Annotated in this window: 22 protein-coding genes; 19 read left to right on the top strand and 3 right to left on the bottom strand. The window is 67.5% G+C overall.

From position 1 onward, the window contains the following. The first annotated feature begins 214 nt into the window (after window positions 1-214). The 17 genes from RM423_RS10390 to RM423_RS10310 all read left to right on the top strand — a co-directional run bounded on the left by RM423_RS10390 (window position 215) and on the right by RM423_RS10310 (window position 21,154). Window positions 215-1,768: a DEAD/DEAH box helicase gene (locus tag RM423_RS10390; RefSeq protein WP_311422958.1), complete on the top strand. Its 1,554-nt coding sequence runs from the start codon at window positions 215-217 to the stop codon at window positions 1,766-1,768. Window positions 1,769-1,804: 36 nt separating this feature from the next. After that, entirely contained in the window at window positions 1,805-2,314 is a 510-nt protein-coding gene (locus RM423_RS10385) for a hypothetical protein (protein WP_311422957.1), read from the top strand. Between the two features lie 178 nt (window positions 2,315-2,492). Then, window positions 2,493-4,391 (top strand): translational GTPase TypA, encoded by a 1,899-nt coding sequence (gene typA, locus RM423_RS10380; RefSeq protein ID WP_311422956.1) that lies wholly within the window; start codon window positions 2,493-2,495, stop codon window positions 4,389-4,391. A 103-nt stretch (window positions 4,392-4,494) separates the two neighbouring features. Next, window positions 4,495-5,646, top strand: a complete 1,152-nt coding sequence (locus RM423_RS10375; protein ID WP_311422955.1) for a pyridoxal phosphate-dependent aminotransferase — start codon at window positions 4,495-4,497, stop codon at window positions 5,644-5,646. Further along, entirely contained in the window at window positions 5,643-6,416 is a 774-nt protein-coding gene (locus tag RM423_RS10370) for a nitrilase-related carbon-nitrogen hydrolase (RefSeq protein ID WP_311422954.1), read from the top strand. The genes RM423_RS10375 and RM423_RS10370 overlap by 4 nt, the downstream gene beginning before the upstream one ends. 10 nt (window positions 6,417-6,426) lie before the next feature. Beyond that, window positions 6,427-7,059, top strand: a complete 633-nt coding sequence (locus RM423_RS10365; protein ID WP_311422953.1) for a (deoxy)nucleoside triphosphate pyrophosphohydrolase — start codon at window positions 6,427-6,429, stop codon at window positions 7,057-7,059. Window positions 7,060-7,148: 89 nt separating this feature from the next. After that, a complete protein-coding gene (locus RM423_RS10360) occupies window positions 7,149-8,132 on the top strand; it encodes an ABC transporter permease (protein WP_311422952.1) in 984 nt (327 codons plus the stop codon). Window positions 8,133-8,143: 11 nt separating this feature from the next. After that, complete coding sequence (locus RM423_RS10355) at window positions 8,144-9,088, top strand: ABC transporter permease (RefSeq protein ID WP_311422951.1); 945 nt, start codon at window positions 8,144-8,146, stop codon at window positions 9,086-9,088. Further along, window positions 9,085-11,160, top strand: a complete 2,076-nt coding sequence (locus tag RM423_RS10350; protein WP_311422950.1) for an ABC transporter ATP-binding protein — start codon at window positions 9,085-9,087, stop codon at window positions 11,158-11,160. Before RM423_RS10355 ends, RM423_RS10350 begins: the two co-directional genes overlap by 4 nt. Window positions 11,161-11,324: 164 nt before the next feature. Further along, the gene (locus RM423_RS10345; protein WP_311422949.1) at window positions 11,325-13,007 is read left to right on the top strand and encodes an ABC transporter family substrate-binding protein; all 1,683 of its coding nucleotides are present in this window, start codon (window positions 11,325-11,327) and stop codon (window positions 13,005-13,007) included. 285 nt (window positions 13,008-13,292) lie between these two features. After that, window positions 13,293-14,288, top strand: a complete 996-nt coding sequence (locus RM423_RS10340; RefSeq protein ID WP_311422948.1) for an ABC transporter permease — start codon at window positions 13,293-13,295, stop codon at window positions 14,286-14,288. A gap of 153 nt (window positions 14,289-14,441) precedes the next feature. Then, window positions 14,442-16,223, top strand: coding sequence for an ABC transporter substrate-binding protein (locus RM423_RS10335; RefSeq protein ID WP_311422947.1), 1,782 nt, complete (start codon window positions 14,442-14,444; stop codon window positions 16,221-16,223). Between the two features lie 101 nt (window positions 16,224-16,324). Continuing rightward, window positions 16,325-17,332, top strand: a complete 1,008-nt coding sequence (locus tag RM423_RS10330) for an ABC transporter permease (protein ID WP_311422946.1) — start codon at window positions 16,325-16,327, stop codon at window positions 17,330-17,332. 19 nt (window positions 17,333-17,351) lie between these two features. Then, window positions 17,352-18,428, top strand: coding sequence for an ABC transporter ATP-binding protein (locus RM423_RS10325; RefSeq protein ID WP_311422945.1), 1,077 nt, complete (start codon window positions 17,352-17,354; stop codon window positions 18,426-18,428). 22 nt (window positions 18,429-18,450) lie between these two features. Then, entirely contained in the window at window positions 18,451-19,599 is a 1,149-nt protein-coding gene (locus RM423_RS10320) for an ABC transporter ATP-binding protein (protein ID WP_311422944.1), read from the top strand. Between the two features lie 77 nt (window positions 19,600-19,676). Beyond that, window positions 19,677-20,645, top strand: a complete 969-nt coding sequence (gene mshB, locus RM423_RS10315; RefSeq protein ID WP_311422943.1) for an N-acetyl-1-D-myo-inositol-2-amino-2-deoxy-alpha-D-glucopyranoside deacetylase — start codon at window positions 19,677-19,679, stop codon at window positions 20,643-20,645. Between the two features lie 35 nt (window positions 20,646-20,680). Continuing rightward, window positions 20,681-21,154, top strand: coding sequence for a DUF6113 family protein (locus RM423_RS10310; RefSeq protein ID WP_311422942.1), 474 nt, complete (start codon window positions 20,681-20,683; stop codon window positions 21,152-21,154). Here RM423_RS10310 and RM423_RS10305 read toward each other — a convergent pair. After that, a complete protein-coding gene (locus tag RM423_RS10305) occupies window positions 21,090-22,043 on the bottom strand; it encodes a GNAT family N-acetyltransferase (protein WP_311422941.1) in 954 nt (317 codons plus the stop codon). The genes RM423_RS10310 and RM423_RS10305 overlap by 65 nt on opposite strands. A gap of 92 nt (window positions 22,044-22,135) precedes the next feature. Between RM423_RS10305 and fdxA the strand changes: the two genes are divergently transcribed. Further along, window positions 22,136-22,462: a ferredoxin gene (fdxA, locus tag RM423_RS10300; RefSeq protein ID WP_311422940.1), complete on the top strand. Its 327-nt coding sequence runs from the start codon at window positions 22,136-22,138 to the stop codon at window positions 22,460-22,462. Between the two features lie 84 nt (window positions 22,463-22,546). On the opposite strand, the gene RM423_RS10295 is transcribed toward fdxA, so the two are convergent. After that, on the bottom strand, window positions 22,547-23,359 hold the full coding sequence (locus RM423_RS10295) for a hypothetical protein (RefSeq protein ID WP_311422939.1): 813 nt from the start codon (window positions 23,357-23,359) through the stop codon (window positions 22,547-22,549). A 23-nt stretch (window positions 23,360-23,382) separates the two neighbouring features. Beyond that, entirely contained in the window at window positions 23,383-24,321 is a 939-nt protein-coding gene (dapD, locus tag RM423_RS10290) for a 2,3,4,5-tetrahydropyridine-2,6-dicarboxylate N-succinyltransferase (protein ID WP_311422938.1), read from the bottom strand. A gap of 42 nt (window positions 24,322-24,363) precedes the next feature. Between dapD and dapE the strand changes: the two genes are divergently transcribed. Next, a complete protein-coding gene (gene dapE / locus RM423_RS10285; protein ID WP_311422937.1) occupies window positions 24,364-25,494 on the top strand; it encodes a succinyl-diaminopimelate desuccinylase in 1,131 nt (376 codons plus the stop codon). Window positions 25,495-25,500 lie beyond the last annotated feature (6 nt).

The following is a 25,500-nucleotide window of genomic DNA, read 5'->3' as shown; positions in this document are numbered from 1 at the left end:
CGCACGCTGATCACGCCGGGCCAGGCCCGGCGCCGGGAGGGCGCCGGCGAGAGTTGGTCATGCGGGCGCGCCGCGGCCGCTAGAATGGTGTTATTCACCTTTGGCGCGGCTTCGACTCAGAGAAGCGCGCTGGGCTCGTTTCACAGATTGCCGCCGCGGCTGCACGCCGTCCGCGGATCGTCGAGACGTGCCATCAGTCTCGACGGGAAATTTTGTGACTTCGTATGCCCAGCGGCCTTCCGCTGGCTCGCGCTCCTCGCGCAATGACCTGCATTCCGGCGCAAGCCGCTACAGCAACTCCTCCAGCCGTCCCCGTGGCGGTTACTCCCGCGGCAACAGCAGCCGTCCCGCCAAGTCGGCCGAACGCGGCCCCTTCGACGACATTCCGCTGACCGTCCTCGACGCCGACAACCTGCCGAGCTTCGCCGAGCTGGGGCTGCCCCGCTCGCTGACCCAGGCGCTGGGCCGGGCCGGTATCGAGACCCCCTTCCCGGTTCAGGCCGCCACCATCCCCGACGCCCTCGCGGGCCGGGACGTGCTGGGCCGCGCCGCCACCGGTGCCGGCAAGACCCTCGCCTTCGGGCTGCCCATGATCGCCCGGCTCGAGGGTGACAAGGCCCGGCCGCGCCGTCCGCGCGGGCTGATCCTGGTCCCGACCCGGGAACTGGCCATGCAGGTCGTCGACAGCCTCGCGCCGCTGGCGCAGGCACGTGACCTGTCGTTGCGCCTGGTGGCCGGCGGGTTGCCGATCCACAAGCAGATGCAGGGACTGATCCGCGGCACCGACATCGTCGTCGCCACCCCGGGCCGCCTGGTCGACCTCATCGAGCGTCGCGCCTGCGACCTGTCCGACGTGCAGGTCACCGTGCTGGACGAGGCCGACCACATGGCCGACCTCGGCTTCCTGCCGGTTGTGCGCAGCCTGCTCGACATGACCCCGGCCGGCGGCCAGCGGCTGCTGTTCTCGGCCACCCTGGACGGCGATGTCGCGAGCCTGGTCACCCAGTACCTGAGCGATCCGGCCATCAAGGCGCTCGCTTCACCCCGCGCCGCGGTGGACACCATGGACCACCACGTGTTCCGAGTGCCGGCCGGCCTCAAATGGCAGTTGATCACCCAGATCGCCGTCCGTGAGGGGCGCACCATCCTCTTCGTCCGGACGAAGTTCGGCGCCGAGCGGCTGGCCGACAACCTGAACCGGGCCGGCGTGGCAGCCAGCGCGCTGCACGGTGGCCGCACCCAGGCCCAGCGCACCAAGGCGCTGAACGGCTTCAAGAACGGAACCGTCTCCGCGCTGGTCGCCACCGACGTCGCCGCGCGCGGCATCCACGTCGACGACGTGTCGCTGGTACTGCATGTCGACCCCCCAGCAGATTCCAAGGACTACCTGCACCGCTCCGGCCGCACGGCGCGCGCGGGTATGGCGGGCCTCGTCGTGAGCATCGTCACCCCGAACGAGGACCGAGCCGTCCGCAGCCTGCTGTCCGGTGCGGGGGTGCACGCCGAGCAGCGCGACACCATTCCTGGTGACCCTGCGATGGTCGCGCTCACCGGCGCGCGCGAACCGTCCGGAATCGCTCTCGTCGAGCCGACCGTACCGACCCGCAACCGCGACGGTGGCCGGCCCGAGCGGTCCTGGCGCGACCGCACCGGAGCCGAGCGCCAGCCGCGCCCGTCGTCCTGGCACGGCAGGTCCCGCACCGAGCCCGGCCGGCCGGCCGGGCGCTCCGCCTCGTCCACGCCGGCGGCACGCCGCTCGCACGGATAGCTGCTTGCCCGGATAGAGATGTGATGATGTGCGGTGATGACCACCGAGCAGTCCACCCCTGAGCAGTCGCACGAGCGGCGCTCGGCGAGCTATCTCGCCGAGGCGTCCGGCGATCTGGTGGCGATGTCCTTTCCGGGCGCCCGCCGGGTTGCCGGCTGGCTGTTCTGGGTGGTCTTCCCGGCCCTGTGCCTGGCGGCACTCGTCCTCGCCGTCCTCAACGTCGCCCATCACGTGGGCAGCAAGCCGGACGGCATCCGAGGCTCGTTCGTCGTGGCGGCGCGCTCCTGCAGCCAGGGAATCTGCTCGTTCGGTGGATCGTTCACCAGTGACGACGGCAGGTTGAAGAACCTGCCGTTGCTGGGTGATCCGAGGTGGCACTCGACCGAGGTGCACCGGGTGGTCTTCGATCCCAAGAGTGTCGAGGTGACCGCACTGCCCGGTCACTGGGACCCGACCGGCTCGGTGATCGCCGGTGTCGGCGCCGCCACGTACCTGGGACTGGTGGGCTACTTCGTCCGCGGCACCCGGCGAGGCAGGCAGGACTAGACCAAGATCTACCTGGACGTCGGCCGCCGAGCACCATCAGGCAGCACCATCAGGCCGAGCACCATCAGGCCGAGCGTTCCCAGCAGTTGTCAGGCCCGCACCAACAGTGACCGGCTCCGTCGGTCGAGAAAACCGACAAGCAGGCGGACATCGGTCCGCACGCAACGAGAGAAGAGTCATGTCCGACCACAGCGCTGCCGAGATCGGCAACGACACCATCCGCTCCTCGATCCGCAACGTGGCGATCGTCGCCCACGTCGACCACGGCAAGACCACACTGGTGGACGCGATGTTGTGGCAGTCCGGCGCCTTCGGAGCCCACGACCACGTGGACGAGCGGGCGATGGACTCCAATGACCTCGAGCGCGAGAAGGGCATCACCATTCTCGCCAAGAACACCGCGGTCAACTACGTCTCGCCCGACGGCGAGAAGATGATCATCAACATCATCGACACCCCCGGCCACGCCGACTTCGGTGGCGAGGTCGAGCGCGGACTGTCCATGGTGGACGGCATCGTGCTGCTCGTCGACGCCTCCGAAGGCCCGCTGCCACAGACCCGGTTCGTGCTGCGCAAGGCGCTCGACGCGAAGATGCCGGTCATCCTGCTGATCAACAAGGTGGACCGTCCGGACGCCCGCATCGCCGAGGTGATCGACGAGACGTACGAGCTGTTCCTCGACCTCGACGCCACCGAGGAGCAGATCGACTTCCCGATCGTCTACGCCTGCGCGCGTGATGGCAAGGCCTCGCTCAAGCGTCCCGAAGACGGCACCATGCCGGACTCCGCTGACCTGCAGCCGCTGTTCAGCACCATCCTCGAGACCATTCCCGCGCCGGCGTACCGCGAGGGCGCCCCACTGCAGGCGCACGTCACCAACCTCGACGCCTCGCCGTTCCTCGGCCGCATCGCGCTGTGCCGGGTGTTCCAGGGCACCATCCGCAAGGGCCAGCAGGTCGCCTGGTGTCGTCACGACGGCACCATCTCCCAGGTCAAGATCACCGAGCTGCTGATGACCGAGGCACTGGAGCGCAAGCCCGCCGAGTCCGCCGGCCCCGGCGACATCATCGCGATCGCGGGCATTCCCGAGATCATGATCGGTGACACCCTCGCCGATCTGGAGAACCCGGTTCCGCTGCCGCTCATCACGGTGGACGAGCCGGCCATCTCGATGACCATCGGCACCAACACCTCGCCGCTGGCCGGCCGGGTGAAGGGCTCGAAGGTCACCGCCCGTCTGGTGAAGGACCGCCTCGACCGCGAACTGGTCGGCAACGTGTCGCTGCGCGTTCTCAACACCGAGCGCCCCGACGCCTGGGAGGTGCAGGGCCGTGGTGAGCTGGCGCTGGCCATCCTGGTGGAGCAGATGCGACGTGAGGGCTTCGAGCTCACCGTGGGCAAGCCGCAGGTCGTCACCAAACTCATCAACGGCAAGGTGCACGAGCCGGTCGAGCGCCTCACCGTCGACGCGCCGGAGGAGTACCTCGGCGCGATCACCCAGCTGCTCGCGATCCGCAAGGGCCGGATGGAGACGATGACCAACCACGGCACCGGCTGGGTCCGGATGGAATTCCTGGTGCCCTCGCGTGGCCTGATCGGCTTCCGTACCGAGTTCCTCACCGACACCCGCGGCACCGGCATCGTGCACCACGTCTTCGAGCGCTACGAGCCGTGGTTCGGCGAGTTGCGCACCCGTAGCTCGGGCTCGCTGGTGGCCGACCGGGCCGGCGTCGCGACGCCGTTCGCCATGATCAACCTGCAGGAGCGCGGCACGATGTTCGTCGAGCCGACGACCGAGGTGTACGAGGGCATGCTGGTCGGCGAGAACTCCCGCGCCGACGACATGGACGTCAACATCACCAAGGAGAAGAAGCTCACCAACATGCGGCAGTCGTCCTCGGACGAGTTCCAGCACCTGGTGCCGCCGCGCAAGCTGTCGCTGGAGCAGTCGCTGGAGTTCTGCCGCGAGGACGAGTGCGTCGAGGTCACCCCTGAGACGGTGCGGATCCGCAAGGTGATCCTGTCCCAGACCGACCGGGCACGCAGCCGCGGCAACCGCCTGAAGGCCGGAGTCTGAGCGACACCACCGTCCGGTGCGACCCGGGCGCGGCCTGACCTCCTCGTCAATCGTTACGGGAGGTCGGGCCGCGTAACACGCGTACGGGTCTTATGGTGGGCCGGTGACCCCATCGGACAGACCAGCCCGCCTGGACGCGTTCGGAACCACCATCTTCGCCGAGATGTCGGCGCTCGCGGTGGCGACCGACAGCATCAACCTCGGCCAGGGCTTTCCCGATGTGGACGGGCCGTCGGCCATCCTGGAAGCTGCCGTTCGCGCGATCCGCGAGGGCCGCGGCAACCAGTACCCGCCCGGCCCGGGCATTCCGGAGTTGCGGCACGCCATCGCCGCCCACCAGCGGCAGCACTACGGGCTCGCCTTCGATCCGGACTCCGAGGTGCTCGTCACCGTCGGCGCCACCGAGGCTCTCGCGGCCAGCATCCTGGGCCTCACCCAGCCCGGTGACGAGGTGGTGCTGTTCGAACCGTTCTACGACTCCTACCCGGCCTGCGTCGCCCTGGCCGGTGCCGAGCACCGAGCCGTGACACTGCGGCCCGGGCGCGGCGGCTGGACCTTCGACCAGGACGAGCTCCGCCAGGCCATCACCAGCCGGACGAGGATGATCCTGCTCAATACCCCGCACAATCCCACCGGCGCGGTGCTCGGCCGTGACGAGCTGAGCCGGATCGCCGAGGTGGCTCTCGAGCATGACCTGATAGTGGTGTCCGACGAGGTCTACGAGCACCTGGTCTTCGAGGGTGCGCATGTGCCCATCGCGACCCTGCCGGGCATGGCCGAGCGGACCGTGACCATCTCCAGCGCGGGCAAGACCTTCAGCGTCACCGGGTGGAAGGTGGGCTGGGTCTGCGCGCCGGCCGGCCTGCTGGCCAAGGTGCGGTCGGTCAAGCAGTTCCTCACCTTCGTCGGCAGCGGCCCGTTCCAGTACGCGATCGCCGAGGCACTGCAGTGGTCCGGCGACTTCTACGTCGAGGTGGCCGCGGCGCTGCGCGCCAAGCGAGACCTGTTCGTCAATGGCCTTGTCGAGCTGGGCTATTCGGTGCTGCCGCCGCGGGCCGGGTACTTCGCCACGATCGACGTCGGCGACGACGCCGAAGCCTGGTGCCGGTCGCTTCCGGAACGGGCCGGGGTGGTGGCAATCCCGTCCCGGGTGTTCTACGACTCGGACATCGATCGCTACGTCCGGTTCGCGTTCTGTAAGAAAGTGGACGTGCTGGACGAGGCGCTGGCGCGGTTGGGCAAGATGTCCTCATGAAGATCGCAGCGATCCAGCACGACATCGCGTGGGAGGACGGCGCGGCCACCCGGCATCACCTGGTGCCGCTGATCGCCGAGGCAGTGGGTTCCGGGGCCGGTCTCGTGGTGGTGTCCGAGATGTATGCCACCGGCTTCTCCATGGAACCCGAGCGGGTCGCCGAGGAACCGGGCGGCCCGAACGAGCAGTTCCTGGTGCGGCAGGCTGCCGAACACGGCGTCTGGATGATCGGCTCCATCGCCCAGTGGGCCGAGGCCGCCGATCAGGGCTTGGGGCGGCGGGCTGCCAACGTCGCGGTCGTCGCCGGCCCGGCCGGACAGCTGCACCGGTACGCCAAGATCCACCCGTTCAGCTACGCCGGCGAGCACGAGCGCTACCGGGCGGGTGAGAAGTTCCTGACGGTACCCATCGGCGACCTCAACGTCAGCGTCTTCATCTGCTATGACCTGCGCTTCGCTGACGAGTTCTGGGCACTGGCCGCGAACACCGACCTGTACGTCGTGGTTGCCAACTGGCCCGCTGCCCGGCGCGAACACTGGCGGACGCTGCTGCGTGCGCGGGCGATCGAGAACCAGGCCTACGTCCTCGGCTGCAACCGGGTGGGCTCGGTGGACCGGCTGCACCACACCGGCGACTCCGCGATCATCGACCCGTTGGGCCGGACCCTCGTCGAGGCCAGTGAGGTCGAGTCCGTGCTGCGCGCCGAGGTGGACCCGGGCGAGGTTAAGCGGGTGCGGGACCGCTTCCCGTTCCTCGCCGATCGCCGATGACCGCGGCGCAATGACCGCTCGCCGGACCGCTCCCGCCTCGGGACGGGTATACCGCGTCGCTGAGTTGATCGACGCCGACCCCGATCGCGTGCGGCAAGCGGTCCGCTCGCTGCCGGGCCGGGTGCGCCCGATCGTCGCCGAGGTGCCTGCCGGTGTGCTGCTCACCCTCGAGGTTCGCCTGCCGTGGTGGGACCGCAGAGCGCGGCGTACTGCGCTTGTCAGGTTGAGCCGAACGCTCCGGAACATCGAGCGCCGGACCCAACGCCGGACGGTGGTCGCGGCGGCCCTCATCGTTGATCGGAAGGTGCTGGTGGCGCAGCGTGCCATGCCGCCCCAACTGGCAGGCCAGTGGGAGTTCCCAGGTGGCAAGGTCGAGCGGGGCGAGACCCGCGCCGCGGCGCTGATGCGGGAGTGCTGCGAAGAGCTGGGTTGCCAGGTCGCGGTGGGACCGGAGCTCGGCCGCGGGCCGCTGGCCGATCGTGCGGAGCTCGTCCTGTTCCACGTGAGCTTGCTGCCGGGGTCGCCGCAGCCCCGGGCGCTGGAAAACCAGGACGTTCGATGGCTCTCGGCGCGGGAGCTCGAAGGTCTTGACTGGGTAGGGAGCAATGGCCGATATGTGACCGAGGTGACAGCTCGGTTATAGCTGTCGGCTAAAGTCCGCCTCCGTAGCAACGGCGCGCTCGCGTGCCGTCCCGACCTGAACCAACGACTGACAGCGCAGGGAACTCTCAGATGCTGAAGTTTATTGCTCGCCGCTTCCTGAACTACTTGGTTCTGGTGTTCATCGCGACCAGCTTGGCTTACATCCTCGGCTCACTGACCTTGGATCCGCGTGCCCGGTACGAGGGCCACAACCCGCCGATACCGGCAGCGGTGATCCACGAGAACCTGCAACAGCGCAACGCCGACCCCGCCACCCCGGTGCTGCAGCGTTACGGCCACTGGCTCAAGGGCGTCGTACACGGTGACTTCGGCACCCAGATCGTCGGCGAGGACAAGGTCTCGACCGAGATCGGTCGCCGCGCCGGCGTGAGCCTTCGGCTGCTGTTCTTCGGAACCGTCTTCGGTGCCGTCGGTGGCGTGCTGCTGGGCGTCTTCGGCGCGGTGCGGCAGCGAAAACCGTCCGACGTCGCCGGAACGGTGGTGTCCTACGTCTTGCTGGCCTCGCCCACGGTCGTGGTGATCATCGTGGTACAGACACTCTTCGTCTGGCTTTATCACAAGGGCGGCTCAGCCTGGCTCTTCCCGGCCACCGGTGAGTACAACTCCAACCTGCACGGATTGGCCTTCTGGGCCAACCGTCTCAAGCGGCTGGTGATGCCCACGCTGGTGCTGGGCCTGTTCGGCGTCTCGTTCTTCAGCCGATACCAGCGCAGTGCGATGCTCGACGTGCTCGGCAGCGACTTCCTGCGGACGGCCCGGGCCAAGGGGCTGACCCGGCAGAAGGCGCTGTTCAAGCATGGCGTCCGCACCGCGCTCATCCCGATCGTGACGTTCTTCGCCTACTCCTTCGGCCTGTTGCTGACCGGCTCGATCTTCGTGGAGAACCTGTTCGGCTGGCACGGTATGGGGGAGTACCTGGTGTCCTCGGTGCAGTCCCATGACGTGAATGCCGTCGCCGGGGTGGCCTGCTTCACCGCGGTGCTGGTGTTGCTGTCCGGGTTGCTGTCCGACATCCTGTATGCCGCGCTCGATCCGCGCGTCCGGTCCAAGTAGGGGGTGCGGTCATGTCAATGTCGCCTCAGGAGATCTTCGAGGTCGCGCCACCATCGGTAGACGACCCTGATGCCACCACCCAGCACATCGGCGCGCCGGAATCGCTCAGCCGCGGGAAGCTGATCTTCAAGCGGTTCGTGCGGCAGAAGGCGGGCGTGGCGGCGGTGGTCGTCCTCGTGGTGATCTTCTTGCTGGCCTACCTGGGCCCGTACCTCTCGCACTGGAAGTACAACGACTTCGACCAGGACAACATCCTGGCCGGTCCGAACGGCAGCCACTTCTTCGGCGTCGACGACATCGGCCGCGACGTGTACGCGCGGACCCTCAAGGGCCTGCAGAAGTCGCTGATCATCGGTCTCGTCGCCGCCCTCATCACCACGGCGATCGCCGCGGTGGCGGGTTCGGTCGCCGGTTACTTCGGCCGGTACGTCGACATCGGCGTGGTCTGGATCATCGACCTGCTGCTGGTGCTGCCGAGCTTCCTGATCCTCGCGGTACTCAGCCCGGTGCTGTCCGGGCACAGCTGGCTGTGGCTGGTCGGGCTGCTGTCGGTGTTCGGCTGGATGGTCACCGGCCGCGTGGTACGCGGCATGGCCATGAGCCTGAAGGAGCGCGAGTACGTCCAGGCGGCGAAGTTCATGGGTGTCGGCTCGTTCACCATCATCCGGCGCCATCTGCTGCCCAACATGGCGTCGCTGCTGATCGTCGACGTCACCATCAACGTCGGCGGCACCATTCTCGCCGAGACCGGCCTGAGCTTCTTCGGCTTCGGTGTGCAGCCGCCCGACGTCTCCCTCGGCACCGTGATCAGTGATTCGCAGTCGCTGGCGACCACGTACCCGCATGTTTTCATGTTCGCCGGGCTGTTCCTGGTCCTCACTGTCCTCTGCGTGAGTGTGATCGGCGATGCCCTGCGAGATGCCATCGACCCATCGTCAGGATCGAGCAAACTGTGACCACCCCCACCACCCCGCTGCTCGAGGTGAGCAACCTCAACGTGAGCTTCCGCAGTGAGGCCGGCCGGGTGCGGGCCGTACGAGGCGTGTCCTATTCCGTTCAGCCGGGCGAGACGCTGGCCATCGTCGGCGAATCGGGCTCCGGCAAGTCCGTGAGCTCGCTGGCCGTGATGGGACTGCTGCCCTCCAACGCCCACGCCACCGGCACCATCAAGTTCAAGGGTGTCGACCTGCTGACGCTGAAGGACCGAGAGCTGTCCAGGCTGCGCGGCTCGGGCATCTCGATGGTGTTCCAGGACCCGCTCTCGGCGCTGACACCGGTCTACACGATCGGTGACCAGATCGCCGAGGCGGTCAGCATTCACCAGAACGTCAGCAAGTCCCGGGCCATGTCCCAGGCCGTGGAACTGCTCGATCTCGTCGGCATTCCGAACCCGGAGCTTCGGGCGTCGTCGTTTCCACACGAATTCTCCGGCGGTATGCGGCAGCGCGCCATGATCGCCATGGCCATCGCCAACGACCCGGATCTGATCATCGCCGACGAGCCGACCACCGCGCTGGACGTCACCATCCAGGCTCAGGTGCTCGATGTGCTGCGCAAGGCCAAAGAGGTCACCAATGCCGCCACCGTACTGATCACCCACGACCTCGGCGTGGTGGCCGGGTTCGCCGACCGGGTGATGGTCATGTACGCCGGCAAGGCGGTCGAGCTGGCCGGAGTCGACGACACCTTCTATCAGCCCCGGATGCCTTACACCATGGGTCTGTTGGGATCGATTCCCCGAATGGACGTGGAAGAGAAAGAGCCGCTGATCCCCATCGAGGGCGCCCCGCCGTCGCTGGTGAACCTGCCGGTCGGCTGTCCCTTCGCGACCCGCTGCCCGCTGGTGATCGACCAGTGCCGGGCGGTGGAGCCGATGCTGGACCCGACCGACCGGCCTCACCACGTCGCCGCCTGCCACCGCAGCCTGGAGATCGCGCAGAACCACTGGAGCGCCGAGGACGTGTTCGTCCGGCCGGAGCTGCCGACGGAGGTTGCCATCCGGGCGCCTCGGGAGGAGCGCGACGTGGTGTTGAGCCTGGACAATCTGCACCGGGCGTTCCCGATCCGTAAGGGCGCGGTGATCCGCCGGACGGTCGGCAGCGTCCGGGCGGTCGACGGCGTGTCACTGGAGATCCGCCAGGGTGAGACGCTCGGCCTGGTCGGTGAGTCCGGCTGCGGCAAGACCACCACGATCATGGAGATCATGAACCTGTTGAAGCCCCAGCGGGGCAAGATCGTGGTGCTGGGCAAGGAGACCGACCACCTCAAGGGCGAGGACCGCCGCAGGATGCGCGCGGACCTGTCCATCGTGTTCCAGGACCCGATGGCCTCATTGGACCCGCGGATGCCGATCGGCGACATCCTCGCCGAGCCGATGTGGGTGCAGAAGTTTTCCGAGCAGCGGATCAAGGCCCGCACCGCCGAGCTGCTCGAGTTGGTCGGCCTCAGCCCCGAGCACGCCAGCCGCTACCCGGCGGAGTTCTCCGGCGGTCAGCGCCAGCGCATCGGCATCGCCCGGGCGCTGGCGCTGGACCCCAAGGTCATCGTGCTGGACGAGCCGGTATCTGCCCTGGACGTCTCGATCCAGGCCGGCGTGATCAACCTGCTGGACGAGCTCAAGCTCAAGATGGGGCTGAGCTACCTCTTCGTGGCCCACGACCTCTCCGTCGTGCGCCACATCGCCGACCGGGTGGCGGTCATGTATCTGGGTCGCATCGTCGAGATCGGCAGCACCCGCGACATCTTCGCCGCGCCGTCGCATCCCTACACCCAGGCTCTGCTGTCGGCCATCCCGCTGCCGGACCCCGAGAAGGAGCGCACCCGCAAGCGCATCCTGCTCACCGGTGACCTGCCCAGCCCGGCCGACATCCCCAGCGGATGCCGGTTCTCGTCCCGCTGCTTCGTCTTCGCCGAGCACCTCAATGCCGAAGAACGGGCAAAGTGCAAGAACGATGATCCTGATTTATACAGTTTGGATCGAGACCATCGCGCAGCCTGTCACTTTGCTAGAGTTCGCGAGGTCGTGTGACACCACTGGGGCGTGTCAGCAGCATTTCGGAGGGTTCGGTTTGCTCTCTGGTACATACCGATTCAGCAACGGCTATGGCCCTGCGGCTTTGAAGTGCGTAGCAAGTACCAGGAACTGCGACATATTTCGTGGGTCCGCGAATCGAATTTTTCTGAGGAGGAAGTGTGAGGGTTTTCGGCAAGGTGGGCATCGCGACTGTCGTCGCGGCGTCCCTGGCCCTGACCGCCTGTGGGGGCTCGAGCAAATCGGGTACGGGCAGCAATAATTCCGGCAAGAAGGCCCAGGCGGTCTCGACCGCCAACGACGTGAACCCGATGCCGTACGACCAGGTGCCGGCCGGCGGAACGCTGCGCTGGCCGATCGACAGCTACCCTGCGAACTTCAACATCAACGAGATCGACGGCAACGAGAGCGGAATCAACGATCTGATGTGGTCGACGCTGCCGTTCGTGTGGCACTTCGACGCGGGCAGCAAGCCGATACTGGACACCGACGTGGTGGACAAGGCGGAGCAGACCTCCGCCAGCCCGCAGACCATCGAGTACCACATCAATCCGAAGGCCGTCTGGAGTGATGGCAGCCCCATCACGTACAGGGACTTCGCGGGCCTGTGGAAGGCGCTGAACGGCAAGAACAAGGGGTACAAGGCGGCCAGCACGAATGGCTACGAGCAGATCGGCAGTGTCGAGAAGGGCGCGACCGACCAGGACGTCAAGGTCACCTTCAAGACTGTCTACCCGGATTGGAAGGCGCTGTTCAGCCCACTGCTGCCGGCGAGCCTGAACGAGACTCCCGCCTCGTTCAACAGCAGTTGGGTCAACGGGCCGACGCTCTCGGGTGGGCCTTTCAAGATCGCGTCGATGGACAAGACCGCCAAGACGATCACGGTCGTACGCAACGACAAGTGGTGGGGTCCCAAGGCGAAGCTGGACAAGATCCAGTACATCGTGCTGGACCAGTCCGCGCAGGCCAAGGCGCTGCAGTCCGACCAGGTCGACTTCGTCGACATCGGCTCCAACGTCGCCAGCTATGCGACCGTCAAGGCGACTCCGGGCGTCTCGATCCACAAGGCCGGTGGCCCCAACTGGCGCCACATCGACCTCGGCAGCACCGGTCCGATGGCGGACGTCAAGGTGCGCCAGGCCGTCATGTTGAGCATCAACCGCGCCGGCGACGCCAAGACCCTGCTCAGCCCACTGGACTGGCCGGCGACCGTGCTGGACAGCCACATCTGGATGAACAACCAGAGCCAGTACAAGGCTACCTGTGGTGCCTTCTGCAACCAGGACGTAGCCAAGGCCGGCACGCTGCTCGAGTCGGCCGGCTACAAGAAGGGCTCGGACGGCTTCTACGCCAAGAACGGCAAGGTCCTCAACCTGACCTTCGTCATCCCGGCCGGCGTGAAGACCTCCTCGGACGAGGCCGCGCTGCAGCAGAAGGCGCTGGGGACCGCGGGCATCAAGGTGACCATCAAGTCGGTGCCCTCGGACCCGTTCTTCCCCGAGTACGTCGAGGTCGGCAAGTTCGACCTGACCATCTTCAGCTGGATCGGCACGCCGTTCCCGGTCTCCTCGGCGCAGTCGATCTACACCTCCACCGGCGGCCAGAACTACGCCAAGATCGGCACGCCGGAGCTCGACGCTCTGTACAAGCAAGCTGTCACCGAGCTCGACCCGCAGAAGGCCACGGACCTCACCTACCAGATCGACCAGAAGATCTGGGAAGAAGGCCACTCCGTAGCGCTGTACCAGCGCCCCGACCTGGTGGCGTCGAAGTCCAACCTCGTCAACCTGGGCTCGTTCGGCTTCGCCGACCGGGTGTACGAGAACATGGGCTTCAAGAAATAGGCAAAGGCCCCATAACTCTAATGCAAGTTATTGAGGGTTTGTGAGTCTCGCGGAAGGTGGGGGTCTGCACCGTAACGATTGAGGCAGCCCCCCCATCCTTCGTGAGCAGCGTCCGCGGCATCGACTAGTGTCCGGAACCGCTGGACGCATTTGCATCACGATCTGGTCGCAAACGTGCCACCGTATTCACGACGTAACCCGCGACCCATAATGTTGCCGGTTGGCGGAAACCGCGTAGCCGCGGGGTTCCGCGAAGAGAAGGAAGAGAAGGAGGCCGTCCGCCCGATGTCGCTGTCCCAAGGTGAACTTGAAGTCGCCACCACCGAGCTGGCGATCGCACCGGCTGAGGAAGCAATCCAGGGTCGGTCACTGCGCCAGATCGCCTGGCGACGGCTCAAGCAGGACAAGGTCGCGATGGCCGGCGGTGTGGGCATCGTCGTCATCACCCTGGTGGCGGTCTTCTCCTCGGTGCTGGTCAAGCTCTACGGCCAGCCGCCGGGCAAGTTCAACTCCGACCTCACCAGCATCGACACCAACATGCCGATGGGCGCCCTCGGTGGCGCGTCATCGAGCCACTGGCTGGGCATCGAGCCGGTGAACGGCCGCGACATCCTGTCCCGCCTGATCGCCGGTTCTCGGACGTCGCTGATGATCGCGGTGTCCGCCATGATCCTGTCGCTGATTCTCGGCCTGGCCGCCGGCATCCTCGCCGGCTATTACCGCGGCACCGTCGACGCGGTGATCGCCCGGGTGCTCGACGTCCTGCTGGCATTCCCCACTCTGCTGTTCGCCCTGGCCCTGCTGGCCATCTTCGGCCAGTCGTCCGGGTTCCTCGGCATGACGGGCCAGACGCTCAACTTCGCGGTCGTCATCTTCGTTCTCGGCTTCTTCGGCTTCGCCTACCTGGGACGGATCGTGCGCGGCCAGGTGCTCTCGCTGCGCGAGAAGGAGTTCGTCGACGCCGCGCGGAGCCTGGGCGCCAGTGACTGGCGCATCATCACCCGCGAGATCCTGCCGAACCTGGTCGGCCCGGTGCTGGTCTGGGTGACGCTGACCATCCCCACCTACATCCTCGGCGAGGCCGGCCTGTCCTTCCTCGGAGTCGGTGTCCAGGAGCCGACCGCGTCCTGGGGCAAGATGCTCTCCGACGCCGGTGGCTTCTTCCAGATCGACGTGATGTACCTGGTCTGGCCCGGCCTCGTGCTGTTCCTGACCGTGCTGTCGTTCAACCTGTTCGGCGACGGGTTGCGCGACGCACTCGACCCGAAGTCGACTCGCTAGCCGGGTCGGCCTCACCGCAGTTGCCCTCGGCGTCGTACGGGGGTATTCACAACGGCACCTGCCGTAGCCGGCCGTGACAGGCCGGCAAGAAGTTCCGATCGCCTAGGAGGATGAGAGAAACCAATGCTGAGAAAAAGGAGAGTCGCATTCGCGGTGGGCCTGACGGCCGTCGCGGCGATGGTCGTCACCGCATGCGGTGGCGGCAGTTCTAACAACACCGGCGGTCCCAAGAGCAGCGCGAGCAATGCCAACGGAACCACGGCCGGAGTCGCCGCGGCGTTCAACGCCGCCACGATCGGCTTCGTCAACAAGAGTGACAAGCCCGGCGGCAGCCTGAACCTCGTGGCCACGGGTGACTGTGACTCGTGGGACCCGGCCAACACGTACTACGGCTGGTGCTGGAACATGCAGCGGCTCTTCACCCGTACGCTCGTCGGCTACTCCTCGATTCCCGGCGCCAACAACATCGCCATCGAGGGTGACCTCGCCACCGGGCTGGGCCAGCACAACGCCGACTTCACCCAGTGGACGTACAAGCTCAAGAGCGGCGTGAAGTGGGAGAACGGCACGCCCGTCACGAGCAAGGAAGTCAAGTACGGCATCGAGCGCGTCTTCGCGACCGACATCTTCAGCCAGGGACCGGCCTCGTACTACCTGACGCTGCTGAGCCCGGTCGACGCCAAGGGCAACCCGACGTACCAGGGCCCGTACAAGGACAAGACCGGTGGCCTCGACAGCATCACCACGCCGGATGACAACACCATCAGCTTCAAGCTGAACTCGTCCACTCCGGACTTCGACTACCTGATGACGCTGCCGGCTTCGGCGCCGGTTCCGCTGAAGGAGAACGGCGCCTTCACCGGCTCGAAGTACACGCTGCACCCGCTCTCGAACGGGCCGTACAAGTTCTCCAGCTACACGCCGGAGCAGAAGGTCGTCTGGGTTCGCAACAGCCAGTGGAGCCAGGACACCGACAAGATCCGCAAGCCGCTGGCCGACAAGATCACGTTGAACATCAACACCAACGCCGACGACAACGACAAGCAGCTGCAGGCCGGCGCCGCCGACGCGATCGCCGACAACGGTGTGGCACCGGCGTTCCAGACGGCCATCGTCTCGAACCCGAACCTGAAGAAGAACGCCGATGACCCGGTGTCCTCGTACACCCGGTACTTCGACCTCTTCTCCAAGGTCAAGCCGCTGGACAACGTGCACTGCCGGCGCGCGGTCTTCTACGCGATGAACAAGTCCGACCTGCAGCGCGCCCGCGGTGGGACATACGGTGGCGACATCGCCAACACGATGGCCCAGCCGACCGTTCCGGGTCACGACCCGAACGCCAACCCGTACCCGACCGGCCCGGACAACACCGGTGACCTGGCCAAGGCCAAGGACGAGCTCAAGCAGTGCGGTCAACCCAACGGCTTCAGCACCAAGGAAGCCTTCGCCAACGTCTCGCGCGGACCGGCGGTGTTCAGCGCCTCGCAGCAGGCCTTGGCCCGGGTCGGCATCAAGCTGACCGCGGCGCCGCACTCCCAGTCCGGCTACTACGGCGCCTACATCGGCAAGCCCGAGACGGTCAAGAGCGTCGGCATCGGCATCGCGCAGGCCGGCTGGGGTGCTGACTACCCGACGGGTGGCGGCTACTGGACCTCCATCGTGGCGAGCAATGCTCCTCCCGGTGGCGGTAACTACAACCAGGTGAACAACCCGAAGATCGACGCGGCCCTGAAAGAGGCGGCCAAGAGCACCGGTCGTCACGATGACCTGTTCAAGCAGCTCGACGCCGACCTGATGCAGGACGCGACGAACCTTCCGTTCGTGTACGACAAGACGCTGTACTACCGCAACCCGCGTCTGACCAACGTGCGTAACAACTTTGCAATCGGTTCGTACTACGACTTCGTCAACATCGGGACGAGCGACGGCAAGTAACGTCTCGCCCCACGCAGTACCGCTCTTCGGCTGACTAGAGAGGTGACCGGTCCGGTGGCCGGCTCGAAGCGATTCGAGCCGGCCACCGGCACCCAAACACGATGATCAGATACATCATTCGCCGTTCGCTAGGCGGCGTGCTGGTGCTGTTCGTGACCAGCTTCGTGACGTTCTTCATCTTCCAGGTGGGACCGCGGGTGGCACACGTGTCGCCGGCGCTTTTCTACGTCGGCAAGATTCCGCCGACGGCAGAGGGCCAGAAGCTGATCGAGCACCGCTTCGGCTTCGATCTGCCCATCTGGAAGCAGTACTTCAACTGGGCGGGCGGGATCCTCTTCGGTCGCGACCTCGGCGACGGCACCGGGGCGACCGTGCACTGCGCGGCACCGTGCCTGGGCTACTCGTTCCGGCTTCAGCTTCCGGTCACGCACATGATCTGGACCGCCCTGCCCGTCGAACTGAGCCTGGCGGCAGGTGCCGCGATCCTGTGGCTGGTCGGCGGCCTCGCCGTCGGATCGCTGTCCGCCCTCAAGCGGGGCTCCATCTTCGACCGCAGCGCCATGACGATGGCGCTCGCCGCCGTGTCGCTGCCCATCTTCTTCACCGGCCCGATCCTGCTGCTGATCTTCAAGTACAAGCTGAAGTTGTTGACGAACACCGGCTATGCCTCGCCGTTCACCGATCCGGCGCAGTGGTTCCGGTCGATGGTGCTCGCCTGGATCGCGCTCGCCTTCATCTACGCGGCGCTCTACGCCCGGCTGACCCGCGCCAACATGCTCGAGACCATGAGCGAGGACTACATCCGGACGGCGCGAGCGAAGGGTTTACCGCGTCGTACTGTGGTGGTCAAGCACGGTCTTCGAGCGGCTCTGACTCCGATCGTCACCATCTTCGGCCTGGACATCGGGCAGTTGGTCGGCAGCGCGGTGATCACCGAGCAGGTGTTCAACCTTCGAGGGCTCGGGCTGATCTCGATCCAGGCCATCAACAGCCAGGACCTGCCGGTGATTCTGGGGGTGACGATCGTTGCTACGTTCGCGGTCGTCTTCGCCAACATCCTGGTCGACATCGCGTACGGGTTCGTTGACCCGCGCGTGAGCTACAGCTAGAGACCGGAGACATCCACACGTGAGTGCACAGTCCCTCGACCTGCGAGTCGACGAGTCCATCCCCTCCGACGCCTATCTCTCGGTGCGTGACCTGCGGGTGCATTTCCCGACTGCCGACGGCTTGGTCAAGAGCGTGGACGGGTTGTCCTTCGACGTCCGCCGCGGCGAGATCCTCGGCATCGTCGGGGAGTCGGGCTCCGGCAAGTCGGTGACCTCGCAGGCGATCCTCGGACTGCACAAGGGGTCGCGAGCCCGGATCACCGGCGAGGTCTGGCTGGACGGCAAGGAGCTCGTCAGCGCCTCGGAAGAAGAGATGCGCGCCCTGCGTGGCGACAAGATGGCGATGATCTTCCAGGACCCGCTGTCGGCGCTGCACCCGTTCTACCGGGTGGGTGACCAGATCACCGAGGCCTACCGCGTGCACAACCACGTCTCGAAGGCGGTCGCGCACAAGCGAGCCATCGAGATGCTCGACCGGGTCGGCATCCCCAACCCGGACAAGCGATTCAGCGACTACCCGCACCAGTTCTCCGGCGGTATGCGTCAGCGCGCGATGATCGCGATGGCGCTGGTCTGCGATCCCACCCTGCTGATCGCCGACGAGCCGACCACAGCTCTGGACGTCACGGTGCAGGCCCAGATCCTGGACCTGATGAAGAGCCTGCAGACGGAGTTCAACTCCGCCATCATCCTGATCACCCACGACCTGGGCGTGGTCGCCGAGACGTGTGACCACGTGGTGGTCATGTACGGCGGCCAGTGCGTCGAGGCCGGCACGGTGAATGACCTGTTCTACGAGCCCGAGATGCCGTACGCGTGGGGCCTGCTGACCTCGATGCCGCGTCTGGACCGGACCCGGCAGGACCGGCTCCAGCCGATCCCCGGCCAGCCGCCGTCGCTGATCCAGGTTCCGTCCGGCTGCGTCTTCAACCCCCGCTGCCAGTACCGCAACCACGTCGAGGGCGACCGGTGCCGGACCGAGCACCCAGAACTGCTGATCACCTCGGGCGGCTCCGCCGGCCACTCCGTGCGCTGCCACATCCAGCCTGATGAGCGCCGTCGGTTGTGGGCCGACGAGATCCAGCCCACGCTGTAGTCGACGAGGAGACCTTCGCTATATGAGCACCGCTGCCGAACTTCCCGAGCAGGGAACCACCAGCACGGCAACCACCAGCCCGGCCGGCATCAGCCCCGCTGCCGATGACGCCGACGCGCTGCTGCGCGTCAACAACGTCAGCAAGCACTTCCCGATCAAGCAGGGCATCCTGATCCAGCGCCAGGTCGGTGCGGTCAAGGCCGTCGACGGAGTCTCCTTCGCCGTCCGTGCCGGTGAAACCCTCGGTCTGGTGGGTGAGTCGGGCTGCGGCAAGTCGACCACCGGGCGAGTCGTCACCAAGCTGCTGGAGCCGACGGCCGGCGAGATCTATTTCGGTGGCCGTGACATCGCCAAGTTGAGCCGCGGTGACATGCGCTCGCTGCGGACCGACATCCAGATGATCTTCCAGGACCCGTACTCGTCACTGAACCCGCGGCACACCATCGGCACCATCGTCGGGGCGCCGTTCCACATCCAGAACACCAAGACGGAGCGGGGCATCAAGGCCGAGGTCCAGAGCCTGATGGAACGGGTGGGCCTGAACCCCGAACACTACAACCGGTACCCGCACGAGTTCTCCGGCGGCCAGCGCCAGCGCATCGGCATCGCCCGCGCGGTGGCCCTGCGTCCGAAGCTGATCGTCTGCGACGAGCCGGTGTCCGCGCTCGACGTGTCGATCCAGGCCCAGGTCGTCAACCTGCTCGAAGATCTGCAGAGTGAGTTCGGCCTCGCCTACATCTTCGTGGCTCACGACCTGTCCGTGGTGCGCCACATCGCCGACCGGGTCGCGGTGATGTACCTCGGCAAGATCATGGAGCTCACCGACCGCGACAGCCTGTACACCACGCCGGTGCACCCGTACACGCACTCGCTGATGTCCGCGGTCCCGGTGCCGGACCCGAAGAAGGAGAACCGGCGCGAGCGGGTGCTGCTGATCGGTGACCTGCCGAGCTCGATCAACCCGCCGTCGGGCTGCGTCTTCCACACCCGCTGCCCGAAGTTCCGCACCGCCCTGTCCGAGAGCGAGCGGCAACGCTGCGTCAGCGACGTGCCGGCACTCGAGATCAAGCGTCCCGCGCACTTCGCGGCCTGCCACTTCCCCGAGGTGCGGGCCGACATCGCGGCTGCCGAAGATGGTGTCGCGGACCGGAACCTCGCTCCGACGGACTAGCCGCAGCGCCTCGTGCCGTCCGGTGGGCCTCATGTGCCGCGTTCGGTGCGCACGGTGCCGGCGGTAGGTTTGGGGCTGTGACTGAAACCCAGCCGGACGACACGGGCCGCCGTCTTCTGCTCGTGCATGCCCACCCCGACGACGAGACCATCGGCACCGGCGCGACCATGGCACGCTACGTGGCCGAAGGCGCGCAGGTCACCCTGGTCACCTGCACCCTCGGCGAGGAGGGTGAGGTGCTGGTTCCGGCCCTGGCCCAGCTCGCCGCCGACCATGCCGACCAACTCGGCGGCTGGCGGATCGCGGAGCTCAACGCGGCGATGGCTGAGCTGGGCGTGACGGACCGCAGGTTCCTCGGCGGCGCCGGGCGGTTTCGCGACAGCGGCATGATGGGTACCCCGGCGAACAGCAGGGAGCGAGCGTTCTGGCGCGCCGATACCGACCGGACGGTATTCGCGGCCGCGCTGGGCGAGCTGGTCGCGGTCATCCGCGAGGTGCGCCCGCAGGTCGTGGTGACCTACGACGACTTCGGCGGCTACGGCCATCCCGACCACATCATGGCGCACCGGGTCGCCACCGCGGCTGTGCGGGCCGCTGGTGACGCGGCGTACTCGCCGTTCGCCGACGAAACCCCCGCCCGCTTATCAGACTCTGTTCCGTGGCGGGTGTCGAAGCTCTATTGGACGGCGATGCCCCGGTCGGTGATGGCCGAGCAGCTGGTCGCTGTTCGCAGCGCGGCAGGCGAGGTGCCCTTCGCTGCCGAAACCGTCGATGACCTGCCGTTCGTGGTGGCGGACGAGCTGGTGACCACCAGGCTGGACTGCTCCGACTTCGGGGACGCCAAGGCCCGGGCAATGGCCGCGCACGCCACTCAGATCACCCTGGACGGCCCGTTCTTCGCGCTGTCCGACAACCTCGGCCGCAGGGTGGCGACAACGGAGTACTTCCGGCTGAGAGTGGGCGAGCTGGGGGAATTGGACCAGAACGGTCACGAGACGGATCTGTTCGCCGGCCTGGGCCTGGACGGTCGGGCGGCGGCTGAGTGAGCCACCCATGGGCGGCTCGAGAGTCAGTCGGCGCGGTGCCGCGGCAGCTGGCCGCCGGGAGGATTCACCCCGCGCTGCTCGCGCTCGGCTACCTGGTCTTCGCGCTCGCGGGAATGCTCACGGCGGCGATCGAGGTGCTGCTGGTGCCGTCGCGGCTGGGCGTCACGCTGGTTCCGATCGCGCCGGTGCTGGCGGTGCTCAGCAACATCGCCCTGCCGGCGATCTCTCGCGGCCTCACCGACAGCCGGCTCTCGGTGGCTCCGCCGGTGGTCGGCTGGATCGTCACCGCGCTGCTGCTCGCAAGTTCCACGCCCGAAGGGGACGTCCTGCTGCCCGCCGGGGGCGAGTCCTACATCTCTTACTCGCTGCTGGCGCTCGGCTTGCTGACCGGCGTTGTCATGGTGCTGATCTCGAACGGCCCGATGGCCTGGACCGGTTCCTGGCTCAGGACCCGGTGGGCTCGGCTGCTCCCGGCTCGATCCGGTAGTGATAGCGGTGGTGCTCGGTGAAGCCCAGCCGCTGGTAGAGCGCGGTGGCCGGGGTGTTCGCCGAGTCCACCTGCAGGTAGCAGCGGCTCGCGCCCTCGCCACCGGCCCAGGACTGCAGTGCGAGCATCAGGTCGGTGGCCACGCCGGCGCGGCGGTGCTCCGGCGCCACCTCGACCGCGGTCACCCCCAGCCAGCCCTCGTCCACGGTTCCCCGGGCGATGCCGACGACCCGGCCATCGCGGGTGACGGCGGCGAAGCGCACCCGGTCGTGTCTGGTCAGCAGTTCGATCGCGTGCCCCGGCAGCCGGCCGCCGCGGTAGTGGTAGGCCGCCAGCCACTCCGGGGAGGGCTCGGCGTGCAACTCTGCCGTGCTGGCGAGGGGCTCGTCCGGCCACCGCTGGGTAAGCGAGCGGGTCAGCATGATCGTCGGACGCTCGATCCTCCAGCAGCGTCCCGCCAGCTCGGCGTCCAGCAGGCCCCTGGCGGGCAACGGCAGCTGCACCTGTAGCGGCAACCCCCGCTCGGCGTAGAACCGGCCGGCCTCCGCCAACAGCTCGGCCACCGGCCGGCCCGGCGTACGCAGCGGCAGCACCGAGTTCGCCCGGCCCGTCCAGCCGCGATCGGCATGCAGCTCCCAGCCGTCGAGGTCGGTGACCTCCCGGGCACGCCAGCCGCGCCGGCTGATCCGCTCGAGTTCGAGGATCTCGCCGCGGTTCGCGGCCACCGCTCGGACGACGGCGATGTCGGAACGTCGCAGCGTGACCTGGCCGCGGCGTGCGGACACCGTGGCGGTGTCGTCCTCGACCGAGATCAGCTCACCGACCACGTCCGAGAACGCCGGGCCGGCCGTCGCGGCGGTACGGCGGTAGCGCAGCACGACCCGCTGACCCACAAGACTGTCCAGGAGCATGACCGGCATACTATTCAGCAACGCGGAAAACAGCGCCGAGCCGATGGCAGCAGCAGCCGTACCAGCAGTAACCCGTACCTGGAGGATTTTCAGTGACCTACGTGATCGCCGAGCCGTGCGTCGACGTTCTGGACAAGGCGTGCATCGAGGAATGCCCGGTCGACTGCATCTACGAGGGTGGCCGGATGCTCTACATCCACCCGGACGAGTGCGTGGACTGCGGCGCGTGCGAGCCGGTCTGCCCCGTCGAGGCAATTTTCTACGAGGACGACCTGCCGGACAAGTGGCGCGAGTACACCCAGGCCAACGTGGACTTCTTCGATGACCTCGGCTCACCGGGCGGTGCCTCGAAGGTCGGCAGGACCGAGGCCGACCCGGCGTTCATCCTCGCGTTGCCGCCGCAGGCCGCCGAGCACTGAGCCGGCCGGCTCCGCTTCGTACGTCAGGTCAGCGCGGCACGTCCGGTCAGGTCAGCGCAGTCGCGTCAGGCCAGCGCAGTCGCGTCAGGCCAGCGTCGCGCTGACCTCGGTCGTCGGGGCGGCCCCGTGTGCCTTCCAGCCCTTGGTCCGGCTCCACCGCTTGCCCGAGTACGCGACGGAATCGATGCCGAGCCGGTCGGCATTGCAGACGAACCACGCCGCGGTGGCCCAGCCCGCACCGGGGACGGTAACGGTTTTTGCGCTGGCCTTCGGGGCGCTCACCGGAAGGTCCAGCTGGACAGCTTCGATCAGCTGGTTCGCGGTAGCCACCTTGCTCGGTTCGCCGAAATGACAGGACACGCCAGCCGGTGCGGTACCCATCAGGGCGTCGGTGATCGCGGTTGCCTCGGCCTCATGGCGGGCGTACGCCGCGCCGTCCGCTGAGATCTGCACGGTCTGGACCACCGCCGCCAGCGAGTCGTGCTGCCAGTCGGCCACCTTGACGACGGCATCGAGGAACTTGCCGGTGGCATAGCGGACGTCCGAGATCTGCTCGGCGGTACCCCAGCCCTGGGACGGCCGCTGCTGCAGGATGCCGACCGAATCCCGGTCGCCCTCGCCCACGGGGAGGTTGCGCAGCTTGGATTCCTGCAGGGCCGCGCCGATGGTGAGTACGGCGGCACGCGCCGGAAGGCGTCGCCTGAGCACCACACCCGTCACCTCTGAGGCGATCGCGGCCTGTTCGGTATCGAGCGAGTACGACCCGAAGTCGCAACCATCGGCCCTCACCACCGTCTGCGCGGCGTGCCAGAGCGACCTGACGCCGAGGGCGATGCCCGCGAACGCCACGAGCACCACCAGCAGCGCGACGCCGACTCGACGCCTCGCGCCCGCCACCCGTCGCCGCTTCCGGTTCGCGCTCAGTTGGCGTGCAGCGCGGGGTTGAGGGCGATGCCCTCGCCCGTGCGTTGCCGGACCTCGAGCGAGCCGGTCACCGAGTTGTGCAGGAACAGCAGCCCTGACCGGCCGGAGAACTCGGCGGCCTTGCGCACGGTTCCGTCCGGCAGCACCAGCTTCGACCCAGCGGTGACGTACGCGCCGGCGGCCACCACGCAGTCATCGCCCAGCGAGATGCCGATTCCCGCGTTGGCGCCGATCAGGCACCGCTTGCCGACCGAGATCACCTCTTTGCCGCCGCCGGACAGGGTGCCCATGATGGATGCGCCGCCGCCGACGTCCGACCCGTCATCGACAACCACGCCGGCGGAGATACGCCCCTCCACCATGGAGTTGCCCAGCGTGCCGGCGTTGTAGTTCACGAAACCCTCGTGCATGACGGTCGTTCCCGGCGCGAGATGGGCCCCGAGCCGGACCCGGTCGGCGTCGGCGATCCGGACCCCGGCGGGCAGCACGTAGTCGACCATCCGCGGGAACTTGTCGACGCCGTACACGGTCACCGGCCCGCGGAGCCGCAGCGCCATCCGCACCCGCTCGAAGCCCTCCACGGAGCAGGGGCCGTAATTCGTCCAGACCACGTTGCTGAGTAGGCCGAAGATGCCGTTGAGGTTCAGCCCGCGCGGCTGCACCAGCCGATGCGACAGCAGGTGCAGCCGGAGGTACCCGTCAGCGGCGTCGCGCGGATCGGCGTCGAGATCGACAACCCGCCGGACGACCTCGGTACGGACGGCGCGCAACTGGTCGGTGCCGGCCAGGGCGCTGAGTTCGGGCGGTGCGCTACCGGTGGTGGCCGGCGCGCCGAGGCCGGGCTCGGGGTAGTAGACGTCGAGGGTCGTCCCATCGGCGGCGATGCTCGCCAGACCGAATCCGTACGCGGCACGGCTGTCTGCACTGTTGGTCACCGGACAACCCTAACGACCCGCTCACGGACTAGCGTCCTCGCCGTGGCACTTCCCTCAGCTCAGCACCCGAACTCCGCATCGCGGGCCGCTCCGGTGCGGCTCGACCTCAGCACGCCGGCCACCGAGCTCACCGCCGCCCTGGTGGACCTCGAGTCGGTATCCGGTAACGAGGCGGCCATCACCGACGCCGTGGAGACCGCGCTGCGCCGCTATCCGTCGCTGTCCGTCCAGCGGCTGGGCAACGTGGTGGTCGCCCGGACGGAGCTCGGCCGGTCCGAGCGGGTGGTCCTCGCCGGCCACCTGGACACCGTGCCGATCGCGGGCAACCTGCCGTCCACGGTGGTGGACGGCAGGCTGTTCGGCTGTGGAGCCTCGGACATGAAGTCCGGCGTCGCGCTGCAGCTGCGGGCAGCGCACCTGGTCGGCTCCGGTGCCCTGGAACCCGCTGTCGACCTGACCTGGTTCTTCTACGACTGCGAAGAGATCGAGGCCGAGCGCAACGGCCTGCGGCGGGTTGCGGCCGAGCATCCCGAGCTGCTGCGCGCCGACCTGGCGATCCTGCTGGAGGCGACCAACGGCGTGGTCGAGGGCGGGTGCCAGGGCACCATGCGGGCCGTCGTGAGCCTCACCGGCCGGCGCGCGCACAGTGCCCGATCCTGGCTCGGCGTCAACGCCATCCACCTGGCCGCACCGGTGCTGCGGCGGCTGGCTGACTACGCCCCGGCCGTGGTCGACGTCGAGGGGCTGACCTATCGCGAGGGACTGAACGCGGTCGCAATCTCGGGTGGGGTCGCGGGCAACGTGATTCCGGACGGCTGCCAGATCACCGTCAACTACCGCTTCGCCCCGGACAAGTCCGAGGCCGAGGCCGAGCGGCAGCTGCGCACGGTATTCGATGGTTTCGCGGTCGAGATCGTGGACTCGGCCCCCGCGGCCCGGCCGGGCCTGGACCAGCCGCTCGTACGGCGGGCGGTCGCTGCCTTCGGCGGCCAGGTCGAGGCCAAGCTGGGGTGGACGGACGTCGCCCGGTTCAGCGGCCTCGGAATTCCGGCGCTCAACTTCAGCCCCGGTGACCCGAACCTGGCCCATCGGGCGGACGAGTCGGTCGACCTGGCGCTGGTCGAGCGATCCGAGCGCGCGCTGCTGGAGTTCCTGACCGCGCAGCCGGCCTGAACCTGC

The organism is Jatrophihabitans lederbergiae, assembly GCF_031845305.1.
In the GTDB taxonomy this organism is placed as follows: Bacteria; Actinomycetota; Actinomycetes; order Mycobacteriales; family Jatrophihabitantaceae; genus Jatrophihabitans_A; species Jatrophihabitans_A lederbergiae.
This window is presented reverse-complemented; position numbering and strand designations above follow the sequence as displayed.

What these genes read in the sequence shown, in the direction of transcription:
- RM423_RS10385 (WP_311422957.1), top strand. Translation starts at nt 1,805, where the DNA reads ATGACCACCGAGCAGTCCACCCCTGAGCAGTCGCACGAGCGGCGCTCG.
- typA (WP_311422956.1), top strand. Translation starts at nt 2,493, where the DNA reads ATGTCCGACCACAGCGCTGCCGAGATCGGCAACGACACCATCCGCTCC.
- RM423_RS10370 (WP_311422954.1), top strand. Translation starts at nt 5,643, where the DNA reads ATGAAGATCGCAGCGATCCAGCACGACATCGCGTGGGAGGACGGCGCG.
- RM423_RS10365 (WP_311422953.1), top strand. Translation starts at nt 6,427, where the DNA reads ATGACCGCTCGCCGGACCGCTCCCGCCTCGGGACGGGTATACCGCGTC.
- RM423_RS10360 (WP_311422952.1), top strand. Translation starts at nt 7,149, where the DNA reads ATGCTGAAGTTTATTGCTCGCCGCTTCCTGAACTACTTGGTTCTGGTG.
- RM423_RS10355 (WP_311422951.1), top strand. Translation starts at nt 8,144, where the DNA reads ATGTCAATGTCGCCTCAGGAGATCTTCGAGGTCGCGCCACCATCGGTA.
- RM423_RS10340 (WP_311422948.1), top strand. Translation starts at nt 13,293, where the DNA reads ATGTCGCTGTCCCAAGGTGAACTTGAAGTCGCCACCACCGAGCTGGCG.
- RM423_RS10330 (WP_311422946.1), top strand. Translation starts at nt 16,325, where the DNA reads ATGATCAGATACATCATTCGCCGTTCGCTAGGCGGCGTGCTGGTGCTG.
- RM423_RS10320 (WP_311422944.1), top strand. Translation starts at nt 18,451, where the DNA reads ATGAGCACCGCTGCCGAACTTCCCGAGCAGGGAACCACCAGCACGGCA.
- RM423_RS10305 (WP_311422941.1), bottom strand. Translation starts at nt 22,043, where the DNA reads ATGCTCCTGGACAGTCTTGTGGGTCAGCGGGTCGTGCTGCGCTACCGC.